Origin of the sequence: Microcoleus sp. PH2017_35_SFW_U_B (genome assembly GCF_020737865.1) — a bacterium.
In the GTDB taxonomy this organism is placed as follows: domain Bacteria; phylum Cyanobacteriota; class Cyanobacteriia; order Cyanobacteriales; family Microcoleaceae; genus Microcoleus.
This window is the reverse complement of the sequence record NZ_JAEQDE010000022.1, coordinates 1-20,038: the sequence shown is the minus strand read 5'-3', so window position 1 is coordinate 20,038 and position 20,038 is coordinate 1. Positions and strand designations below refer to the sequence as shown.

Sequence of the window (20,038 nt, the reverse complement as noted above, 5' to 3'; positions counted from 1 at the left end):
AACTTTATGCCATATTGAAGCAAAGTGTAGTAACGACGAGCGGAAGTTTATAGTCGTATATCCTGCTTTGATATTAGGAGATGTTTGGTCAAAAAAGTGTAATTAAAATTGTATTCAAAGAGTGGGTAGCATTAAGAAACACTACCCACTCTTTCAATAGGTTCAGCTCAGACTAGCAAGACCCATGCTCTATCTGAGACCTTTCCTACTTAGTAACTTCAGGTGTACTAGGATCACAGGCTAAGGCCTGACCACCACCAGCAGGAAGAGGAATGGTGTTACCTTTTGCTGCCTTACCAGCTTGGCATAATACTGCCACAGTGGTGGCATCAGTCTGCTCCTTAGGTGTTACCAGAGCCACAATTCCTGTATAGGGTAAGAGTGAGTCAGATAAGGAGAATGCTTGGTTGCCAACGTTTTTGGCGCCCCCATCTTTAACTGTATAGGTGTAGTTAGAAGTTTGAGTTTTAATGCCAATACCCAGATTGTCAACGGAATCTGTTACAAAATTACCAAGTTCTGCGTATTTGGCTTGCTGGGCGCGGTTCATCGAACCTGCGTACTGCTTGGCTTCTGACTGCTTGGCTTTGTTAGCTTGGTTGAGGAAGGAAGGCAATGCAATAGCTGACAGAATACCGATGATGATGATAACTACCAGCAGTTCAATCAGGGTAAAACCCTTATCTTGTCTTTTTTGATTGAGGTGATGCAGGAACTTAGCTTTTAATTCAGTTTTCATGGGTTGTTTCTCCTAGAGGCGTGGGATGATTGATTTCTAACTCGTAAATTTAACTTACCCAGTTTTCGTGGCGTTCATATCACTCCCGCCCATTTTTTTTTCAGTCTCCAGCCGATCGCTCTAAAAGCACGTACATAAAAGCTTCCAGCGTACTTAGGAGTTCCCGCACTTCTGCAAAAGCCGTCTCGTGGCTCACGGGTTCTAGGGTAGCAGGATGCAGTGGCTTAAGCTTGAGCCACAGTTCGACTAGGGACATGATCGGCTGCGCTCCTTCCCACAAAGGCAGCAGGCAAGCTGCTAGCATACTCTCGACGGCGATCGGAACTTGGGAAAGTGAAGGGATATAACGGCTGATCGTGAAAGATTGTTGCTTAGCGATGCACTTGAGCAGGTCTTCTTTTACCTGGGCAACCTTCAATTGAGGATGCAGGTGAACTCGCGCTACCTGCCAGTCAGATTGATTCCATTCGGAAACTGGCACAAAAGGCTGACCTTGGTTGGGATGACCGCACCAAAAGTCAATCAGGCGATGGACAGGATGAAACAGCTCAAATAAATGCAGTCGCTCTTCCACAGAAATTTCTGGCAGGCTCATTTCTAGAAACATCGGTAAGTTATCTGGCTCCTTGAACAAATCCGTCAATTCCCACTGCCGCCAATCCACCATGCTAACAAACTCTAAATCAGCTACTCTCAAGGCTGCAAAAACTTCAGGAATATTATATCCTTTATCCCCCAGCAATAAATAATTCATTAAAATCCATTCGTCTTGTTCTGCCTCTTGAGCATTCCAAGCTACCATCTTAAGCATAACTTGATCTTTCAAGGTTTTCATAGTTTCTCGAACTAATTCCATTTCTAGTTCGCGGGGATTATTATTCATTAAACCCATTAATCCAAATATTTTTTGAGCAGAAAAATAAAAATTTCTCTGAATTGAACTGTGAAGATTTGAGCGAATAATTCCCTCAGGCTTTAATACTGATTTCAGGCTCTGTAACCCCACTACTATATCAGGCAAAAGATAAAGAACTTCATCACAATTAATGTAATCAAACTCTAAGCCTAAGCTAGGTAAATTTTCTAGTGGCATTGCATGAAAATCGGCATTTTCAAAACCATGATATTGCAGGCGTTGTTTGGCTAAATTCACAGATTCTTCTGACAAGTCAATGCCAATTATTTTCGCACCAGGATTTGCTTCTGCCAAAACTAATGACTTATAGCCACTCCCACACCCAGCATCTAAAATAAGTTTTCCATCTGTTTTTATCAATTTTTGATTTCTTAAATAGTAAGCTGTTGAAAGGTCATGAAAATAAAGTAATTCTGACTCATTTTTAGGAGATTGATCTAAAGGCTTTCTAGGATAAGGAGCCGTATCAAATTGCTGACGTATTTTATCTACTACTTCTAAGTTTTGGTGGTCCATTGTAAAATTATCCTGAAGTTTAAGTGACGGTTGGAGAGTCTATTTTGGCATTTCTGTGGCGAGTTCGGCTATATCCTCTGACAGAGAATACATATGCTGGTAAGATAGCTGCCAGATAGTGAAGTAAAATCTTCACCTACACTTAGCTGGGGATTCAGGCTTTTCCAATAGTCGGGATTTTGAGCTTGCTCTAAAAGTGTTTTGACGCTAATCATCGGTTTTGGCTGTGTCTCCCCTGAGTTGACGACTGATAATTTATCACTTTTTCCGGTAGGATGCTTTACGTGTTTGAACGATCGCGAGCAAATAGGTCTGCTCTTACGGAGTTAGGTTAACGTAGGAAATCTCAGTGATGCGAATCTACCTTTAAACTGAAGCTTACCCAAAATTATCATAAATATTATCAGCACTCCCGGCACGATCGATCGCACTTTTCCCAAACCCCACACTCAACAAGACCACAGCCTTGCCATAATACTTAAGGTCAAAGTTTCCCACCCCCGCGCCAAACCAGATCGTACAACCAACCAGCACATCCATGAACACCAACATCAGCCCCATCCTCAAAGTATTCTGCTTCTCCGCCGCGTTTTCCCTGGCCATCAAGTACGCAGGGCCCAGCCTATCCATAGCCTCAACCGACTTCAACGCCCTGATCGCCGTGTTTACCCCCAGTATCATCCTAGCTGCGATTCTGGGCTGGCGGGCATGGCAACAGCAGCCGAGGTAGGAGTTGAGCAGCCGCACACAACACCAAAAGCCCCACAATACCCAAGAATACAGGACAGACGATCGCATGGATCTAACCACCTTGAATCTCAAACCCTTAAATTTGCTCATTTTCCCCGATTGGAGCCAACCAGAAGAATTGCTATATTTAGAGTTAGCCCCAATTATTAAAAGTATTGTCACTCATCGCGATCGCCATAATCTAGCTCTTTTAATAGATAGCATCTAACTCAGAAGACTCTGAGTTAGATGCTGATTTAATTTTGTCCGGGATTATGATGAATCTCTGCATGGAAGAATATTTAGAGTCAAGCGTCGAACCGGAAATTATCTTATTAGAAAACCTCAGTCAAAGCCAGTGGCAAACTCTTCTGGCACAGATTCAATATAGAATTAAGTTGACTGCGGAAAATCAAATAGCACTAGCCTTGTCCGGCGCAGAAATTATCCCATTATTGGAACTGGATCGACTTGGCGATATCACCCTGGAATCACCAACATCAAGGGCCCTGAATTTGGCTAACACACTCTACTATCAAGGAAGATATGAAGAAGCTATTAAGCAGTATCAAAGATTTTCACAATTCCAGGTAGGAGATGTATCACTATTTTTGAACTTCAGCGATTGCTGGCGAAAAATTAATAAAATCTCAGCAGCTATCGCAATCCTCGAACAAGGAATTTGCAATCACCCAAAAGCCGGACAACTGCATTTTGAAGTTATCAAAATTTGCCAGCAAAGTGGACGTACAAAATCAGCTATATCAAATGCAGAAGTAGCGGCAAAGATTCTACCGAATGAATACGTTTTCCAGCTTTTGAAACACTTAACATTGCCGATTATTTACGATAATAAAGAAGAAATTCAGCTTTATAGGCTGAGATTTGTCAGAGAATTAGAAAGCTTGATTCAGCAAACATCTGTGAAAACTCCACAAGAAAAAATAAATGCTTTTTTCGGCTTGCAGAGTTTCACTAATTTCTACCTAGCCTATCAAGCCCACAATGTTGTGGAATCGCAATCAAAATATGCCAATTTAGTTCATCAAATCATGGCGGCTAACTATCCCCAGTGGGTGGAACCGCGACAGATGCCAGAACTGGCGGAAAATGGTAAAATTAGAGTCGGTTATGTTTCTAGTTACTTGCATTCTTACAGCGGCACTTTATGGTTGACCGGCTGGTTGCGGTATGCCGATACAAAACAATTTGAGATTTACTGTTACTACACGGGTAATGAACCAGATCTGATTACAGAACAATTTCGCGAATATAGCCATGTATTCCGCCACATTCCTCACAACTTAGAAGCTGTATGCCAACAAATTATTGATGACAAATTGCACATTCTTGTATTCCCGGAAATTGGCATGGATGCACCAACTATCCAAATAGCAGCTTTGCGCCTCGCACCCGTGCAATGTTCGGCGTGGGGACATCCTGTTACCTCTGGTTTACCCACAGTTGACTATTTTATTTCCAGCCAATTGATGGAACCGGAAAATGCACAATCGCATTACTCAGAAACCTTAGTTAAGTTGCCTAATATTGGTGTTTCCTACCCAAAACCACTCGTGGGAGAATTAAACAATAGTCGCTTAGATTTTGACCTTCGAGAAGATGCAATAATTTACTTTTGCTGCCAAGCTCCTTTCAAATACTTACCGCAATATGATTTTATTTTAGCAGAAATTGCCCGCCGCGTGCCGCAAGCTCAGTTTATTTTTCCGCGCGGTGAACTGTTGCGAAAACGGCTCAAGCGGGCTTTTGCTGCTGTTAATCTCGACAGCGAAGATTACTGTCTATTCCGAGCGATTGCAACTCGACAAGAGTATATAGCCATGAACTTTCTTGCCGATGTTTTCTTGGATACTTTCACTTGGTCGGGGGGAAATACGTCTTTGGAGGCGATCGCGTGCAATTTACCTATAGTAACCTGTCCGGGAGAATTTATGCGGGGACTGCACGCTTATAGCTTTCTCAAGATGCTGGGAGTAACAGACACAATTGCCCAAAATGAAAAGGAATACATTGAAATTGCTGTCAAATTGGGTTTAGATTCAGAGTGGCGGCGAGATATTTCACGACGCATGAGTCAGCGACAAGATAATCTGTTTGATGATAAAGTTTGCGTGACAGCTTTAGAGAGTTTTTATCAAGAAGTTGTTCGAGAAAGACTTAAACAGTTGACAGTTGACAGTTGATAGTTGACAGTTGACAGCGAGGTTTTTTGGATGGGATTTATATCAAGTCCGATCGAATGATGACAATAAAATTAGTTTGTAGTGAGGACTTTAGTCCTTGACAGAATCAGGACTAAAGTCCTCACTACGAACCTTAGAGCCGAAACCCTCGAAAATCGCCCTACAAGTTCGTCTGACGCACCCTACAAGTCATATAATATACGTTAGGACGATCGCAACCAAACTCAAGGCACTCACCATGATTCAAACCATAACTGAATTAGTAACATTCGATGAATTCATTGACTGGTATCCTGAGAATTCAGGATGTCACTATGAACTACACAACGGAGAAATTGTTGAAATGCCAAAAGCAACAGGCAAGCATTCTAAAGTAGCAGGTTTTACCTCGCTGAAGGTAGGAATTGAGATTGAGCGTCTTAATTTACCCTACTTCATCCCGAAAGAAGCCGTCATCAAACCCATGCGCGAGGAATCTGGTTATGAACCAGATATTATTGTACTCAACGAACAAACCATTGGAAACGAGCCGCGATGGGAGAAATCATCAATTATTACAATGGGTTCATCAGTTCCCCTAATCGTAGAAGTAACTAGCACTAACTGGGAGGATGATTATGCCCGCAAACTAGAGGCTTACGAGTCAATGGGCATCCAAGAATATTGGATTATAGACTATCTAGGATTGGGCGGGAGACGGTTTATCGGCAATCCTAAGCAACCAACTTTTTCGGTTTACCAACTAATTGATGGGGAATACCAAGTTAAACTGTTCCGAGGGGCTGAGGTGATTGAGTCGCCAACTTTCCCAAAATTGAATCTGACAGCGCAGCAGGTGTTCGCGAAAGGGAATTGAAGAGGCTGCGTTGTAGGAGTATATTGTAAAGAGGCGATCGCATTTAAGCTATCTTGTAGAGACGCGATTCCAAAAGCGTCTAAAGCAATGTCGGCAATTCCCCGTTATAATATCTAAAAATCGCATGAAGCTAGGACAGTGGATGGGCTTATTAGCCCTCATCGCATCTTGTTACATCCTCTGGCAAATCAGGCAAGCGCTACTGCTGCTGTTTGCCGCCATCGTCTTAGCCACGGCCTTAAACAAACTAGCACGCTACTTACAAAAAAAATTCCGACTCAAAAGGTCGATCGCCGTACTGTGCTCAATTAGCTTCTTATTCCTCGTCTTCGTAGGCTTGTTCCTGATAATTGTACCGCCCTTCGCCCTGCAATTCCAACAACTTACCCAAAGAGCTCCTCAAGGAATAGCAAGATTAAATGATTGGGTAGATCAAATCGAAACTCGCTTCTCGGGACAACTAGGCCAGCGCCTGCCAAATCTTGATGTTAACGACATTATGCGGCAACTGCAACCTTTATTCAACCAACTCGTTGGCGGTGCAGGAGCATTTGTCGGCAATACATTAGGCGTTATCCTGAGTTTTTTGTTAGTCTTAGTTTTGACCTTGATGACTTTAGCAGATCCCCTATCTTACCGCAAAGCATTTACACAACTATTTCCCTCTTTTTATCGGCGGCGAATCGAGGGTATTTTAGATGAATGCGAAATAGCTCTCGGTAGATGGGTCATCGGCGCTTTAATTAGCATGAGTGTGATTGCTTTTTTGAGCTTAATTGGTTTGTCAGTTTTGCAAGTTCCCCTACCGTTAGCTCACGCTGTAGTAGCAGGATTTCTGAACTTGATTCCGAATATTGGCCCTACTATTAGCGTCATTCCGCCAATGACGATCGCACTTTTAGACTCTCCCTTAAAATCAGGTTTAGTCCTCATTCTTTACTTTCTAATTCAACAGTTTGAAAGCAACATCCTCACCCCCTACGTCATGGCACAGCAAGTATCGCTGCTGCCAGCAGTAACTTTAATAGCTCAAGTATTCTTCGCCACATTTTTTGGATTTTTAGGCTTATTGCTAGCCCTTCCCCTCACAGTTGTCGCTCAAGTTTGGATTAGGGAAGTGCTAATTAAAGACATTCTCAACCAGTGGGACGCCAATCCTAAAAGGTTGGCGGCAATTGATTCGGCTATTCATGAAGAGTACGAATCTATAGGAGTCACACAAAGCCGATCAGAAAATTTACCCGAACACAAACCAGACATTTCCGATGATCCAGAGAATGACGCAAATGACGTTCCTGGAAATCAGTAATTCAGGTTTGTACTCATCCCAAATCTGGCTTAAATAGCAGTTTATTTTTGAGTCCGCGAAGGCGGACTTTGTTTTTATAGAAGCGATTTCAATCGCCGACTCTTATAAATCTATATCTTGTATCCTAGCACTCTAAACCGCATCTTGTCCAGCGCTGAAAATCTGTTGCACCGTTAAATTCAACTCTGGAAATGTGGGCGAAACAATCCTATCGCTCCCCCGAAACTGACTAACTTGATACTCGCCATCAACCAAATGGTGAACAAAAAAAGTAGGTTGTTTCGGATTGCCAATATAGCGTCTGCCACCAAGTCCCAAATAATCCGCAATCCAGTATTCAGAAATACCCAAAGCTTCGTAGTCAACCAACTTGTAGCCGTAATCATCCCGCCAATTGGTACTGACAACTTCGACAATTAGCCGGACAGAACTACCCATTGTAATGATAGATTGCTTTTTCCATCTCGGTTCGCTGTTCGTCCCTTGTCTGTCCAAAACGATCGCATCCGGTTCGTAACCAGATAGCTCGTTATCAGCTTTGACAACGCATTCTTTGGGTACGAAGTAGGGCAATTGCAGCCTCTCGATTTCCATCCCTAGCTTCAGGCAAAGGAAGCCAGCTACTTCTGAATGTTCTCCGGTTGTTTTAGGCATCTCAACAATCGTTCCATTATGGAGTTCGTAACGGTTTATCGAATTTTCAGGATACCAGTCAATAAATTCATCGAAAGTGACTGGTTTTAATATCGCTTGAGTCATGGCGATCGCCCTTTATTTGATTTATGATATTATTCTTATATCCGTTATAACTCAATACGGTTCAGATAAGACAGATCCCCCCTAGCCAAGAGGGCGGGAACGGGGGCACCGCCCCTACAAGGGGGGGACAAGAAGTTGCTCAAAATCCCCCGACTATCAGGGGGGATTTAGGGGGATATCCGGGGAATTAACAGTGTTAACTGAACCGTATTGCGTTATAACTCACATCTTGCATCATTATCAAGAACAGGCAAGATGCCTGTTCCACAAGAAAATTAACTCTTTGTGGAACAGGCATCTTGCCTGTTCAGAAAAGGCTAATTGAGAATGGTGTAACATCTCAGTTATAATACATTTCTTTTATCTCAAACTATCGCCCGATCGCCAATCTATCAAACTAAAATCCAAATAAAATAGTGTTATGAGATCGATCGACGAAATCAACGATAAAATCAGCCAAGGCAAAGCCACAGTCTGGACAATCGAAGAACTCAAAACCAGAGTCAGAGAAACCAGCATTACCGAAGCCGCCAAACAAGTCGATGTGATTACCACCGGCACCTTCGAGCCCATGGAATCCTCCGGCGCCATCATCAACCTCGGCCATACAGATCCCCCGATCAAAATCCGGCAGTGCTGGCTGGACGGCGTTTTAGCCTACTCCGGCTTCGGCGCCGTAGACCTGTACCTCGGAGCCACCCAAGTAGCCGAAGACGGCGAAGAATCGCGGGAACGGGGCGGCGGACACGTCATCGAAGACTTAATCGCCGGCAAACCCGTGCAGTTGCGGGCTTTAGGGCAAGTAACAGACTGCTATCCCCGCGCCTCCTTTGAAACCACGATTACCCGCGATACCATCAACCAGTTTTATTTATTCAATCCCCGGAACGCCTATCAAAACTTTATTGTAGGAGTCAACGGGGGCGATCGCCCGCTGTTCACCTACCTCGGCCCCCTGCAACCGAACCTCGGCAACGCCGTCTATTCGAGCCTGGGAGCCATGTCACCCCTGCTAAACGACCCCCACCTCCAACTCATCGGCATCGGCACCCGTATCTTCCTAGGAGGTGCTCAGGGCTACATCACCTGGGAAGGAACCCAACACTTCCCGCTGCAAAAACGGCAGCCTAACGGGACTCCGATCGGCCCAGCCGCCACCCTGGCACTCATCGGCGACGCCAAACAGATGAACTCCAAATGGGTGCGCGGCTGCTACTTCAAAAACTACGGCCCATCCTTGATGCTGGGAGTCGGCATCCCTTTTCCTGTTTTAAACGAAACAGTCGTGGCGCACTGTGCAGTATCAGACAAAAAAATAGTAGCGCCGGTGGTAGATTTCTCTATCCCCCGGCGCGTTCGTCCCACATTTGGTTTAGTTAGCTATGCTCAATTAAAAACTGGTCGCATTCTCATCGAGGGTAAACCCGTGCGGGCCGCCCCGCTGGCGAGTATGTTTCTCTCGCGGCAAGTAGCTTTGGAATTGAAGCAGCAAATTGAAGCGGGTTTATTTACCCTCACGGCCCCAGTTGCTCCTCTATCTGTCGATCGAGTATTTCTTCCCCAAGATTTGTGGGGAGCCCAAGTCAGGATTGAATAAACAATTTGAGATTTTAGATTCTAGATTTTAGATTTTTTTGTGGAAGCACAAGGTCTTAGAAACCGGGTTTCTTGTCCCCGGCGTTGCTTGAAAGCTGAGGTTTGTTGTCAAGAAACTCAGTTTCCGATCCTTGCGAGTGCGTCCAGGATTCTAGATTTTAGATTGAAGTCTTCTGGTGAAAAACTGCACCCATGGGAAACTGATGCACTCACCGAAAATCTAAAATCTAAAATCTAAGAATCTAAAATAGTCTTATTCCTCAACAAGCTTAGGCTTCTTCACAGGCTTAGGAAGAGGTTCCTTGGGGACAGGCGGTGCTGCTGCGGACTTGATAGTAGGACGCCCTACAGGAGTACCGTCACCGCTGGGCTTAGGAGTAAAGGCACGCTTGTTTCCCCCTCCTTTGTAGCCACCACCGGGCGGCTTGCTACCGGGGGGGAATTTCCGCTTTTTAATCGGCAGGGCGCCAATATTGTTGGCCTGCTCAATCATCAGACTGTCAGCTTGCAATTTGACGTGGAAATCCCAAAAAAACCCGATCGCCTTTGTTCCTACATCCCCCTTGAGTTTCAACTTAAAAAACTTCATCTTGTCGTCATTCTTGCGAGGAGCTTGCTTGATTTTGACGATGAGATATTTTTCTTCCTCTTGCGATTGTTGATAAATCACCTCGCCTCGAATCGAAAAATAGCCATCTTCAACATCAGGTTCCGAGGGCGGCAAAGATGCAGTCGATGGTTCGCCGCCCTGCTCAATCTCCCCTGCTTCCTGATTTTCCTCATCAGAGGAAGTTTCGGGAGATTTTTTCAGGGTTTCCGGCTCCCAAACACCCATAATTTGGGCGTGCAAGTTGCCGTCTTCTTGCCTGGTGCGGGGATAGACCACCCACAGGTGTTCTTGTTCGAGATCCAGGTGATTTTTGACTAAACTCATAACTCTACCCAGCAAAACTGCGTCGATGGCAGTTCCGTCGGCAGCTATCAACATACCTCGGGTGAATTGCTCTTCAGATTGGGTGTAGCGGCCCCGCACTAAACCAACAGCTCGGTACTGTCTGGGTTCACTGGGAGGGGGAATGGGATGTTGGCGCATGACAGAGGGTATGTCATCATCATCGACCTGAGTTTCGTTAGTGGGAGGCTTGGGGGTTGGGGTAGGTACGACCGTGAGTTCAGTTGTCTTACCAGCAGATTCCGCAGGCGCTGCTGGCTCCGAGATCGCAGGAGCATCGCTGGGCTTTGGCTTTGTTTTGTCCCCATCGGGGGCAGAACTGTAGCGTGGTCGTTGCAGCGTATCCTTTGGCGCTGGGGCGTCTGTTGTCGCTGGGGCGTCCGTTGGCGCTAGGGCGTCATTTGGCGCTGGGGCGTCCGTTGTCGCTGGGGCGTCCGTTGGCGCTGGTGGTTGATTTTCGTCAACAGGTGCAGCCGACGCGGAAGACACGGGACTTTCGTCTGGTGTCTCGGGCACGGAGGCTGTAACTGCGGGCTGATTCACGGCGGGCTCGGTTGGCTGAGCCTTGCGAGCAGAAGTAGATTTGGACGATTTGGAAGACCGGTTGGGAGAGGGGTTCATAAAAACTCCTTGCAGCGGAGACACATCCCTTGAGGGAAATTAGGAATAAACTGAAGAAACTGATTTAAAAACTACTAGCACCCGACTTGAGGCTTGCGCCGGAAAGTTTGGTTTTGACCCGTCAACGCCAACTTTCTACTGCGCTACGAGCGATCCCGGATTTGCTGGCTGCTCTAATCCTTGTTGGCAAAGAGTTTGAGAGTTGCTAACCCAAGAATCGGTCGATCGCCCGAAAGCTGGCGTTGCTGGCTAATAGCGTTTAGGATATTCAGATACTTCAAGTCCGGACAATCTAGGATATATCCCGACATAGCGTGTTGAATACCTGAGCATCCAACCCGGCAATATCTCGCAATGATTTGAGGAAAATCCCCAAGGCGCCATTCCAATCTCTCTGGAGTAGCTTGCCTATTTTACTTAATCCAATTACCTAACGGGCTGATCCGCCATATTTTCGGTAATTTTGAGCTTAACCGCACTCTTATTGGACGAAAGCCACGTTCCTTGGGGCTGCGGGTCTTTGTGTCCAAAATAGTTTGGCTAGCGTGGAGTTGCGGGTCTGTTACCATATTAGCTGCAAGCAAAAGACTGGTTTGTGAATTGGGACTTTGAACTTAAGAACTTTTATGGTTGCATAGATCTGGTTAAATCGCAGACGCCCCTAGGCGATGGGTTGATTCTTAGAAAATAGTAGATTTTAAGTTGGGATAGTTGAATTATGGAAAAAGCAAACAAGGGTCGCGGGTTGATTACTGTAGTGGTAGTGCTTGCGCTCATCGCTTTTGTGGGATTTTCTCTGGTTCCAATTTTGGACAGTATTCTCAAGGGCAATCAAGCGCAAAGTCGATCGACTCCAACGCCAACTCAGACAGCCGCATCTAACGATAAGCAATCGCAGTTGCTGCAAGATCAGGTGAGAGGGTATGAATTGGTTTTGCAGCGGGAACCTGACAATGTAACGGCTTTGCGGGGACTTTTGCAGGTACGGCTGGAGTTGATCGGACAAGGAGTGGGGGCGATCAAGGATGTGGTGCCGACGTTGGAAAAGTTGGCTAAGCTGAATCCTGAAACTACGGAATACGGGGTTTTGCTGGCTCAGGCGAAGGAACGCACGGGCGATCGCGAAGGGGCTGCTGGGGCCTATCGGTCAATTTTAGCGTCTAAGCCTGGGGAAATTAAGGCTTTGCAGGGGTTGGTGAATTTGTTGTTGGTGCAGCAACGGCCGGAAGCTGCGATCGGACTGCTGCAAGATACGCTGAAGGCTGCTCCGAGTGCGAATCAGGCGAAACCGGGAAGTATTGATGTAACTTCAGTGCAGTTGATTTTGGGACAGGTTTATGCTATGCAGAAGCGCTACCCAGAGGCGATCGCGATTTACGACGAATCGGCTAAGGCGAATCCGAAAGATTTTCGTCCGACGTTAGCTCATGCGATCGTGTTGAAGGAACAGGGCAAAACAGACGAAGCAAAAACGCTGTTTGATAAAGCTACTGAGTTAGCTCCACCTAACTATAAAGATCAAATCAATCAGTTAGCTAGCGGCACTCCTTCGCCTTCTCCTGCGGCAGAAAAAGCGAGTCCCGATCCTGCTGCTTCTCCCAGTCCAGAACCGTCAAGTTCTCCCAGTCCAGAAGGTGCGCTACCGAAACCTTAAGGACATTTGTAGGGGCGGTACGAAGAGTTTCCGCCCCACGATTTTGAGTGAAAAATTTGATACTTTTAACTCAAAACTTCTTATTTTATTCCGAATTACAGATTAGAGAGTATCCGCAAAAATAACGATTATAAGGTCTGATCGTTCGGACTTCAGTCTTATGAAATTGATGCGGACTGAAGTCCTCACTACAAACCTAGGAAATCATCTTATGATTATAAGGTCTGATCGTTCGGACTTCAGTCTTATGAAATTGATGCGGACTGAAGTCCTCACTACGAACCTAGGACATGATATTATGAATTAAGTCAGACCTCGGAGGGAATTATGACCCAAAGCGTTGACCGCGTTGTTCTACCTCCTGCTTTTCCAGACCACACTCAATTACCAGAGTCGGATGGTACTTTTGTGAAGAATTTCCAGGAGCATCCACAAAGTTTAATTTTAACAGATTCGATCGACCCGATTTTGCAGCAGCGGCATCCTGACGGACAATATGCGATCGGTCAAGACTGCGGCATTTACTGGCGAGAAACCGAGCCACCGGAAAAAGGTGCAGAAGCTCCTGATTGGTTTTATGTTCCTAATGTACCTCCTAATATTGACGGTCAAATTCGCCGTTCTTACGTGCTGTGGCGGGAACACATAGCACCGTTAATTGCGTTAGAATTTGCCAGCGGGAATGGCGAGGAAGAGCGCGATCGCACTCCGTTGTCTCGCACCGAAGAAGGGGTAATCACGAAACCTGGCAAGTTTTGGGCCTACGAGCGGGTGATGCGAATTCCCTATTACGGCATCTATGAAATTAACAGCGGGCGATTAGAAGTTTATCGGTTGATTGACGGGTATTATCAACTTTTAGAACTGAATCAGCGGGGTCATTTTGCGATCGCACCTTTAGGCGTAGAATTGGGACTTTGGCAAGGCAGTTATCAGAATCAAACCATGCTTTGGCTGCGTTGGTGGGATGAGGAAGGTAATTTGCTATTGATTGGCGATGAAAGAGCTCAATTGGAGAGATTGCGAGGGGAACAACAACGGGAAAGAGCCGAACAAGAAAGATTGCGAGCCGAACAAGAAAGATTGCGAGCTGACAGTGCAGAGCAGGCACGACAAGCTGAATTTCAGGCAAGAAGGGCTGCAATTCCCCGGTTGTTGGGAATGGGTTTGAGTGCCGAACAGGTGGCGGAGGCGTTAAGTTTATCTGTCGAAGAAGTTAGGGAGGATGGTGGAGAGTGAGATAGTGGAGGGAAATTGGGGAAAAGGGCGATCGATCTTGAATTTGCTAGGAAGCGATCGCAACCAATGACAGTAGCACTAACTTTCTGACTCCGCAGGCCCAGCAACAGACTTGGCTCTCCCTAAACGATAAGCTGTGAGAGGACTATTCCGAATATCTGCTTCTATCTGGGCAATCAGTTCATCAAGTGCAAAATTAAGACTATCAAACTGCCGACAGACTTCGCGCATTTTAGCAACTGTCTGCTTTACTTTTTCGGGTTCTGGTTGCGGTTGTTGAGTCATAGTAGGTTCCAATCACTTTTAGCTTCTCGGACAGTAGCTTCTCCGGCCTCGGCTGTAGCTTCAGCTTGTTCTATCGTTTGAGTCAGTAGTTCTATGGTAGCAGTAGGAGCGATCGGCTGAAATTCCGAAATTCGCAGGAGCAGGTTAGAAAGGCGAGAATAAGAAGAAGTAGCTCGTTCTCTAATGTTTGTCAATTGTTCTAGCACAGAAGCAGTTGCCTCCGTTTCTCCAAATATTTCAAAAACAGATAGTTCAGTCGCTCCCGCTTGATTGATTAGCTGCACCAGTCGGCGCTGTAATTCTAGGATAATTGTAATAGTTCTATCGGGCAAATCAGCCATGAACTTTCTCCTCACTATCATCCAACTCCGCCATAAAATCGGCGGCAGAACAAAATTTAACATTTCCCTCAGCATACTCTTGACGAACTTCTGCCACCTCCTTGAGTAATTCATTGCGTCGCTGTTGTCGCAGACGATTTTGAAGAATATCTAGAAGCATGGCTTGATCTTCTAGTGATAAAACTTCTACAGCTTCAAGAGCTTGCTGGAATTGAGATGTCTGTGTCGTTTTACTCATATATAGCACTTCTAGGGGAGGTGAGGTATAGCTAGAACGTCTAAAAGCCTTACGCTACAAGCCCTAACCATTTAGTAAGTAGGGTGCGTCAGCCATTTGGTAATTAGGTAACAAACAAAATTTATTTAGGGCTGACACACCCTATAAATCAATACTTCCGCTCCTGCGGCTCAAACATCGTAATCGCCACCGGCATATAAGCCAAATCAATCCCCGCAGGCGAATAATAAGCCAGCGTATGCTTCAAGAACTTCTCATCATCCCGCTGCAAAAAATCTTCCCGCGAATGAGCGCCCCGACTTTCCTGACGGTTCAAAGCCGAAGTTAAAATCATTTTTCCCACGATTATCAAACTCCGCAATTCCAAAGCTTCCACAATTTCCGTATTCCAAGATTTACCCTTGTCGTCCAAGTAAACTTCTTGATATTGTTTTTCCAATTCCTCCAATTTATGCAAACCTTCCTGCATCAATTCGGCGCTGCGAAATACTCCGCAATACTCAGTCATCGTATCTTGGAACTTTTGCCGAATTTGATTAATTCGGTATTGTCCGGGACGGTCTACAAGTGCTTGAATTTGCTCTTGTGTTTCCTGAATATAACGCTGTTCGTCTACTGCGGGTAACTTGCGATTTTGGACAAATTGTGCTATGGTTGCGCCAGTAACTTTGCCGTAAACTACGCATTCTAAGAGCGAATTGCTGCCCAAACGGTTAGCGCCGTGAACTGACACGCAAGCTGCTTCGCCGGCCGCAAAGAAACCGTCTACCAAACTGTCAGCACTGCTGCGAACTTGTCCGCCAATATTCGTTGGAATTCCCCCCATTGAATAGTGAGCCGTAGGACGCACTGGCATCGGCTGGTCTACGGCATCAATTCCTAGCAAGCGGTGCGCTTCTTCCCAAGCAAAAGGTATTTTGCTCATGATTTTTTCGCGTCCCATGTGCCGCAAATCGAGGTAGATAAAGGGGCCGCCTGCACTACCATCGAGATTAATGCCTCTACCTGCACGAATTTCTAAGGAAATCGATCGCGATGTAATGTCCCTGGGCGCTAATTCCATCCGCGACGGGGCATAATTCGCCATAAATCGATCGCCCTCCGAATTAATCAAATAAGCCCCTTCACCCCGTACAGCTTCTGAAATCAACACTCCCACCGGATACAAACCAGTCGGATGAAACTGCACAAACTCCATATCTTCCAGCGGCAATCCAGCCATCGCCGCCATCGCCAAACCGTCTCCAGTCGAGGCGTAATCGTTCGAGGTGGTGTTGTAAACTCGACCGTAACCCCCCGTAGCAAACATCACCGCCTTAGCGCGCACGACGGCAATTTCGCCGTCTATCAGGTTAAACATAACTACGCCCTTGGCTTGGCCTGCTTCCAAAATCAGGCGCGTGACATACCACTCCTGATAGATGTGAACTCCACAACGGCGGAGATTGTTGACTAATTCGTGGAGGATGGCGTGACCGGTTTTGTCGGCGGCGTAGCAGGTGCGGCGGTGGGAATGTCCGCCGAAAGCGCGCTGGGCAATTCTGCCGTCTGGGAGGCGCGAAAACAGGACTCCCATGTGCTCTAAATCGATGATGACACCGGGTGCTTCGCGGGTGAGGATTTCTACGGCGTCTTGGTCGGCTAAATAGTCTGAACCTTTTACTGTGTCGAAGGCGTGGGCTTTCCAACTGTCATCTGGATCGACATTTTGCAGGCTGGAGGCCATGCCGCCTTGGGCTGCGACGGAGTGCGATCGAATCGGGTGAGTTTTGGCAACAACAGCTACCTTTAAACTTGGGTCAGTCCGGGCAATTTCTACGGCTGCGCGGCAACCTGCTAAACCGCCGCCAACTATTATCACGTCGTGTTCTAGCATTGTTTTTTAATTATTTTGAGTGTTCTGCTCAACTTATGGTGACGCAAAAAAAAACTTCCTACCAAAAGATCGGGAAGTTTTTTAACTTTTGATTTTAATCGAAAATCAAAATCTAAAATTTCAAATTCGACTAGCCGACGCTTTCGACAGACCTTTGATGGGACTGATTTCCCGTTGCAGAAGGTTGATCTTCGGTGGCGGGGTCTACAGAAAGCACTTCTATGTTATTGAGTAGAGTTGTCACGAAAGCAAACAGCAAGAATGGCAGAGACAGCACTAAAATCAAGCCAACTGTAGCCAAGGCGTAGATTTGGCGGGCGCTGCTCCAGAGGGCGAGTGCGGACGCTAGACTCAGGAAGATGACTATCAGCCAAACAATGATTTGACCGTAAATGTCGCCAAAGGTGAGGGTACATTTAAGGCGATAGTTGTGAATGTTATCCATTGATGCCTCGGGAGATTGCTATTACGACTTGTCGAAAAATACTTTGACAGTGCGTCAATGCCCACTGTGAATTTATAATTTTAGCTGCTACAACTTGGTTTTGGCGTTCTTTTAAACATTTTTATAGAAGTTTGCAACAAGACTTTATAAAATTTTACTTCTGACTGGGAAATTTTACCAAACCAGACTTAGGCACTCCGACAAAGAAACTGGGTTTTTTACTGTTTTGGCGCCTGTAACGAGTCTTTTCGCAAAAACCTGGTTTCTGACCCCCCGTGCGTGCAGGACTACGACAGAAAGGCACAAGGGGAAAGTATACTTTTTGACCGATCGCGATTTTTGTAAAGTAATGTTAAGCTGCATGGGTATGGAATCAACCTTTTCCAGAAAGAATTGGTTGAAAGCCGGAACCCGGAGCGGGAGAAATGAAAATCAGACTATTCATTACTCCAATCCTCGGACTTAAGGGTAGAGGTCGCTCTCCTTCGGTCAACTGTCAACTGTCAACTGTCAACTGTTGAAAGCGTTTTACCTGTGTTTTAGCCCATGTCTTCCGATCGCACATTAATGATTTCGCGCTGTTTCCTGGCTGGTGTGGGAACGCAGATGTTTGTACACCACCAGCAGCGGATTCCGCAAGAAAGTCCGGTACTGGTGGTGAGCAATCACCGCAGTTTCTTAGATCCTTTGGTGCTGACAGCAGCGTTGGGTCGATCGATCCGGTTTGCTTGTCATCACTACATGGGTCAAGTTCCGGTGATTCGGGAAGTTGTCACGAGTTTTGGGGCTTTCCCCTTGGAAGCACCGGAGCACCGACAGCAACATTTTTTCGCTCAAGCGACGGCGCTGCTACAAGACAGGGAGATGGTGGGGGTGTTTCCTGAGGGTGCAGAACCGATGGTGAACTTTACTCAACCCAATACCATCGGGAAGTTTCAGCGGGGATTTGCTCATTTGGCTTTGCGGGCGCCGGTGCGGGATTTGGCGGTATTGCCGGTGGCGATTGCTTCGATGGAGGAAAAGTCGGTGCGATCGGGTTTACCGCTGAAGTTGCTGAGTTTGTTCGATCCTTCCGAACCGTTGTTCGATCGCGCTGGGTGGCATCCTGTGATAGTTTATCAACGAGTTAATATTTTAATCGGCCGCCCTTACTGGATTACAGTCGATCGACAGCAGCAGTATCGAGGCAAAAAAGCCAAAGCAGTTGTGGCTGAACTTACAGAGCACTGTCAGGGGGAAATTGCACAATTACTCGATCGAGGGTGTGTTTAAGTCAGTTGACAGTTGACAGTTGACAGTTGACAGTTGATAGTTGACAGTTGACAGTTGACAGTTGACAGTTGATAGTTGACAGTTGACAGTTGACAGTTGATAGTTGACAGTTGACAGTTGACAGTTGACAGTTGTAAAAATGAGCAATAAATTACCAATTACCAATTGCCAATTGCCAATTGCGACCCTTCGGCTTCGCGAGCAAGATTACCAATCACCAATTACCAATTACCAATTACCAATTACCAATTACTAATTACCAATTACCAATTACCAATTACCAATTACCAATTACCAATTACCAACTACCAATTACCAATTACCAACTACCAATTACCAGATTAAGTTTAATCATGCCAACTGCTAACAATAAGGTTCGTTTTCTCAGCCCGAAACCGCCCAAACCCGATCGCCCTTTATTTGTATTTCTGCCCGGTATGGACGGGGGAGGTTTGCTGCTGCGATCGCAAATTCCTAAATTAGCTCCGCATTTCGACATTCGCTGCTTAGCTATACCGGCCGACGACATGGCTAGCTGGGAGGTACTGGTTAAGGAAACAATTGCCTTAATTGAAGCAGAAAAGAAAGCCAATCAGCGGCCAGTTTATCTGTGCGGCGAGTCATTTGGGGGCTGTTTAGCGATAAAAGTTGTTTTAGAAGCTCCCCAATTGTGCGATCGACTAATTTTAGTTAATCCAGCTTCTTCATTCCGACAACAGCCTTGGGTGCAGTGGGGTTCTCACCTGACTCAGTGGCTGCCGGCGAATCTTTATCCGCTGTCGGTAATCGGTCTGTTGCCGATATTAGCATCCTTAGGAAAGATTGGGCGGGACGATCGGCGAGCTTTGCTGGAAGCGATGCAAGCGGTACCGCAAAATACGTCTGTGTGGAGATTGGCGTTAGTGCGATCGTTTAATGTGGATGAAAATCAGTTGCGTGCGATCGAACAGCCGACGTTAGTAATTGCTAGCGGAGCCGATCGGCTGCTGCCTTCTATGGCAGAAGCGAAGCTTTTAGTCAAGGTAATTCCGAATCCTGAAATGGTGATGCTGGCTAATAGCGGTCATGCTTGTTTGTTGGAAACTGATGTTGACCTTTACGCAATTATGCAAGCTCGCAATTTTTTGGCAGAATCAGAAGAATATTTATCATTAGTCAGGAGTCATTAGTGAGCAGTCAGGGAGCATCTCATTTTTGTATTTTTTTTTAGTGCGAGCGTCCCCGCTCGCGAGCTATATTAAGACTCGCGAGCTATATTAAGACTCGCGAGCTATATTATTAAGACTCGCGAGCTATCTTAAGACTCGCGAGCTATATTAAGACTCGCGAGCTATATTAAGACTCGCGAGCTATATTAAGACTCGCGAGCTATCTTAAGACTCGCGAGCTATATTAAGACTCGCGAGCTATCTTAAGACTCGCGAGCTATCTTAAGACTCGCGAGCTATCTTAAGACTCGCGAGCTATCTTAAGACTCGCGAGCTATCTTAA

19 protein-coding genes are annotated in these 20,038 nt (G+C 46.0%); 9 read left to right on the top strand and 10 right to left on the bottom strand.

The window, feature by feature from the left end; translation table 11 throughout:
• Positions 1-205: 205 nt before the first annotated feature.
• The 3 genes from JGK36_RS03035 to JGK36_RS03025 form a co-directional block, all read right to left on the bottom strand.
• Positions 206-739, bottom strand: a complete 534-nt coding sequence (locus JGK36_RS03035) for a type IV pilin-like G/H family protein (RefSeq protein ID WP_293196194.1) — start codon at positions 737-739, stop codon at positions 206-208.
• 100 nt (positions 740-839) lie between these two features.
• A complete protein-coding gene (locus tag JGK36_RS03030; protein WP_293196192.1) occupies positions 840-2,171 on the bottom strand; it encodes a methyltransferase domain-containing protein in 1,332 nt (443 codons plus the stop codon).
• A gap of 378 nt (positions 2,172-2,549) precedes the next feature.
• Positions 2,550-2,801 carry a hypothetical protein gene (locus JGK36_RS03025; protein ID WP_293200781.1) on the bottom strand — a complete coding sequence of 84 codons (252 nt, stop codon included), beginning with the start codon at positions 2,799-2,801 and terminating at the stop codon, positions 2,550-2,552.
• 103 nt (positions 2,802-2,904) lie between these two features.
• Here JGK36_RS03025 and JGK36_RS03020 point away from each other — a divergent pair, with 103 nt between their 5' ends.
• The 4 genes from JGK36_RS03020 to JGK36_RS03005 all read left to right on the top strand — a co-directional run bounded on the left by JGK36_RS03020 (position 2,905) and on the right by JGK36_RS03005 (position 7,269).
• Positions 2,905-3,129, top strand: a complete 225-nt coding sequence (locus tag JGK36_RS03020; protein ID WP_293196188.1) for a hypothetical protein — start codon at positions 2,905-2,907, stop codon at positions 3,127-3,129.
• A 46-nt stretch (positions 3,130-3,175) separates the two neighbouring features.
• A complete protein-coding gene (locus JGK36_RS03015) occupies positions 3,176-5,104 on the top strand; it encodes an O-linked N-acetylglucosamine transferase, SPINDLY family protein (protein WP_293196186.1) in 1,929 nt (642 codons plus the stop codon).
• A gap of 238 nt (positions 5,105-5,342) precedes the next feature.
• A complete protein-coding gene (locus JGK36_RS03010; RefSeq protein ID WP_293193371.1) occupies positions 5,343-5,960 on the top strand; it encodes a Uma2 family endonuclease in 618 nt (205 codons plus the stop codon).
• Between the two features lie 124 nt (positions 5,961-6,084).
• Entirely contained in the window at positions 6,085-7,269 is a 1,185-nt protein-coding gene (locus JGK36_RS03005; protein WP_293193372.1) for an AI-2E family transporter, read from the top strand.
• A gap of 132 nt (positions 7,270-7,401) precedes the next feature.
• Here the strand turns inward: JGK36_RS03005 and JGK36_RS03000 are convergent, their stop codons facing one another.
• The gene (locus JGK36_RS03000) at positions 7,402-8,028 is read right to left on the bottom strand and encodes a Uma2 family endonuclease (RefSeq protein ID WP_293186545.1); all 627 of its coding nucleotides are present in this window, start codon (positions 8,026-8,028) and stop codon (positions 7,402-7,404) included.
• A gap of 421 nt (positions 8,029-8,449) precedes the next feature.
• Here JGK36_RS03000 and JGK36_RS02995 point away from each other — a divergent pair, with 421 nt between their 5' ends.
• Positions 8,450-9,625, top strand: a complete 1,176-nt coding sequence (locus JGK36_RS02995; protein WP_293186547.1) for a homocysteine biosynthesis protein — start codon at positions 8,450-8,452, stop codon at positions 9,623-9,625.
• 252 nt (positions 9,626-9,877) lie between these two features.
• Here JGK36_RS02995 and JGK36_RS02990 read toward each other — a convergent pair whose 3' ends face one another.
• Positions 9,878-11,197 carry a hypothetical protein gene (locus JGK36_RS02990; protein ID WP_293200779.1) on the bottom strand — a complete coding sequence of 440 codons (1,320 nt, stop codon included), beginning with the start codon at positions 11,195-11,197 and terminating at the stop codon, positions 9,878-9,880.
• Between the two features lie 718 nt (positions 11,198-11,915).
• Here JGK36_RS02990 and JGK36_RS02985 point away from each other — a divergent pair.
• Both JGK36_RS02985 and JGK36_RS02980 read left to right on the top strand, forming a co-directional pair.
• Positions 11,916-12,851 (top strand): tetratricopeptide repeat protein, encoded by a 936-nt coding sequence (locus tag JGK36_RS02985; RefSeq protein WP_293196184.1) that lies wholly within the window; start codon positions 11,916-11,918, stop codon positions 12,849-12,851.
• 327 nt (positions 12,852-13,178) lie between these two features.
• Positions 13,179-14,090, top strand: a complete 912-nt coding sequence (locus tag JGK36_RS02980; RefSeq protein WP_293196182.1) for a Uma2 family endonuclease — start codon at positions 13,179-13,181, stop codon at positions 14,088-14,090.
• Between the two features lie 78 nt (positions 14,091-14,168).
• Here the strand turns inward: JGK36_RS02980 and JGK36_RS02975 are convergent, their stop codons facing one another.
• The 5 genes from JGK36_RS02975 to JGK36_RS02955 all read right to left on the bottom strand — a co-directional run bounded on the left by JGK36_RS02975 (position 14,169) and on the right by JGK36_RS02955 (position 17,275).
• Positions 14,169-14,375 (bottom strand): hypothetical protein, encoded by a 207-nt coding sequence (locus JGK36_RS02975; protein ID WP_293127010.1) that lies wholly within the window; start codon positions 14,373-14,375, stop codon positions 14,169-14,171.
• Complete coding sequence (locus tag JGK36_RS02970) at positions 14,372-14,716, bottom strand: hypothetical protein (protein WP_293186554.1); 345 nt, start codon at positions 14,714-14,716, stop codon at positions 14,372-14,374. Before JGK36_RS02970 ends, JGK36_RS02975 begins: the two co-directional genes overlap by 4 nt.
• Positions 14,709-14,954, bottom strand: coding sequence for a hypothetical protein (locus JGK36_RS02965; RefSeq protein ID WP_293186555.1), 246 nt, complete (start codon positions 14,952-14,954; stop codon positions 14,709-14,711). The genes JGK36_RS02970 and JGK36_RS02965 overlap by 8 nt, the downstream gene beginning before the upstream one ends.
• A 148-nt stretch (positions 14,955-15,102) precedes the next feature.
• Positions 15,103-16,830, bottom strand: a complete 1,728-nt coding sequence (locus JGK36_RS02960; RefSeq protein ID WP_293186557.1) for a succinate dehydrogenase/fumarate reductase flavoprotein subunit — start codon at positions 16,828-16,830, stop codon at positions 15,103-15,105.
• A gap of 130 nt (positions 16,831-16,960) precedes the next feature.
• Positions 16,961-17,275: a hypothetical protein gene (locus JGK36_RS02955; protein ID WP_293186559.1), complete on the bottom strand. Its 315-nt coding sequence runs from the start codon at positions 17,273-17,275 to the stop codon at positions 16,961-16,963.
• Between the two features lie 546 nt (positions 17,276-17,821).
• On the opposite strand from JGK36_RS02955, the gene JGK36_RS02950 reads away from it, so the two are divergent.
• Both JGK36_RS02950 and JGK36_RS02945 read left to right on the top strand, forming a co-directional pair.
• Positions 17,822-18,547, top strand: coding sequence for a 1-acyl-sn-glycerol-3-phosphate acyltransferase (locus JGK36_RS02950; RefSeq protein WP_293186561.1), 726 nt, complete (start codon positions 17,822-17,824; stop codon positions 18,545-18,547).
• A 353-nt stretch (positions 18,548-18,900) separates the two neighbouring features.
• Complete coding sequence (locus JGK36_RS02945) at positions 18,901-19,716, top strand: alpha/beta fold hydrolase (RefSeq protein WP_293186563.1); 816 nt, start codon at positions 18,901-18,903, stop codon at positions 19,714-19,716.
• Positions 19,717-20,038 lie beyond the last annotated feature (322 nt).

Bases quoted from the DNA above. Each gene is read 5' to 3' on its own strand.
- JGK36_RS03035 (WP_293196194.1), bottom strand. From the start codon at position 739: ATGAAAACTGAATTAAAAGCTAAGTTCCTGCATCACCTCAATCAAAAA.
- JGK36_RS03030 (WP_293196192.1), bottom strand. From the start codon at position 2,171: ATGGACCACCAAAACTTAGAAGTAGTAGATAAAATACGTCAGCAATTT.
- JGK36_RS03025 (WP_293200781.1), bottom strand. From the start codon at position 2,801: ATGGATAGGCTGGGCCCTGCGTACTTGATGGCCAGGGAAAACGCGGCG.
- JGK36_RS03015 (WP_293196186.1), top strand. From the start codon at position 3,176: ATGATGAATCTCTGCATGGAAGAATATTTAGAGTCAAGCGTCGAACCG.
- JGK36_RS03010 (WP_293193371.1), top strand. From the start codon at position 5,343: ATGATTCAAACCATAACTGAATTAGTAACATTCGATGAATTCATTGAC.
- JGK36_RS03005 (WP_293193372.1), top strand. From the start codon at position 6,085: ATGAAGCTAGGACAGTGGATGGGCTTATTAGCCCTCATCGCATCTTGT.
- JGK36_RS03000 (WP_293186545.1), bottom strand. From the start codon at position 8,028: ATGACTCAAGCGATATTAAAACCAGTCACTTTCGATGAATTTATTGAC.
- JGK36_RS02995 (WP_293186547.1), top strand. From the start codon at position 8,450: ATGAGATCGATCGACGAAATCAACGATAAAATCAGCCAAGGCAAAGCC.
- JGK36_RS02990 (WP_293200779.1), bottom strand. From the start codon at position 11,197: ATGAACCCCTCTCCCAACCGGTCTTCCAAATCGTCCAAATCTACTTCT.
- JGK36_RS02985 (WP_293196184.1), top strand. From the start codon at position 11,916: ATGGAAAAAGCAAACAAGGGTCGCGGGTTGATTACTGTAGTGGTAGTG.
- JGK36_RS02980 (WP_293196182.1), top strand. From the start codon at position 13,179: ATGACCCAAAGCGTTGACCGCGTTGTTCTACCTCCTGCTTTTCCAGAC.
- JGK36_RS02975 (WP_293127010.1), bottom strand. From the start codon at position 14,375: ATGACTCAACAACCGCAACCAGAACCCGAAAAAGTAAAGCAGACAGTT.
- JGK36_RS02970 (WP_293186554.1), bottom strand. From the start codon at position 14,716: ATGGCTGATTTGCCCGATAGAACTATTACAATTATCCTAGAATTACAG.
- JGK36_RS02965 (WP_293186555.1), bottom strand. From the start codon at position 14,954: ATGAGTAAAACGACACAGACATCTCAATTCCAGCAAGCTCTTGAAGCT.
- JGK36_RS02960 (WP_293186557.1), bottom strand. From the start codon at position 16,830: ATGCTAGAACACGACGTGATAATAGTTGGCGGCGGTTTAGCAGGTTGC.
- JGK36_RS02955 (WP_293186559.1), bottom strand. From the start codon at position 17,275: ATGGATAACATTCACAACTATCGCCTTAAATGTACCCTCACCTTTGGC.
- JGK36_RS02950 (WP_293186561.1), top strand. From the start codon at position 17,822: ATGTCTTCCGATCGCACATTAATGATTTCGCGCTGTTTCCTGGCTGGT.
- JGK36_RS02945 (WP_293186563.1), top strand. From the start codon at position 18,901: ATGCCAACTGCTAACAATAAGGTTCGTTTTCTCAGCCCGAAACCGCCC.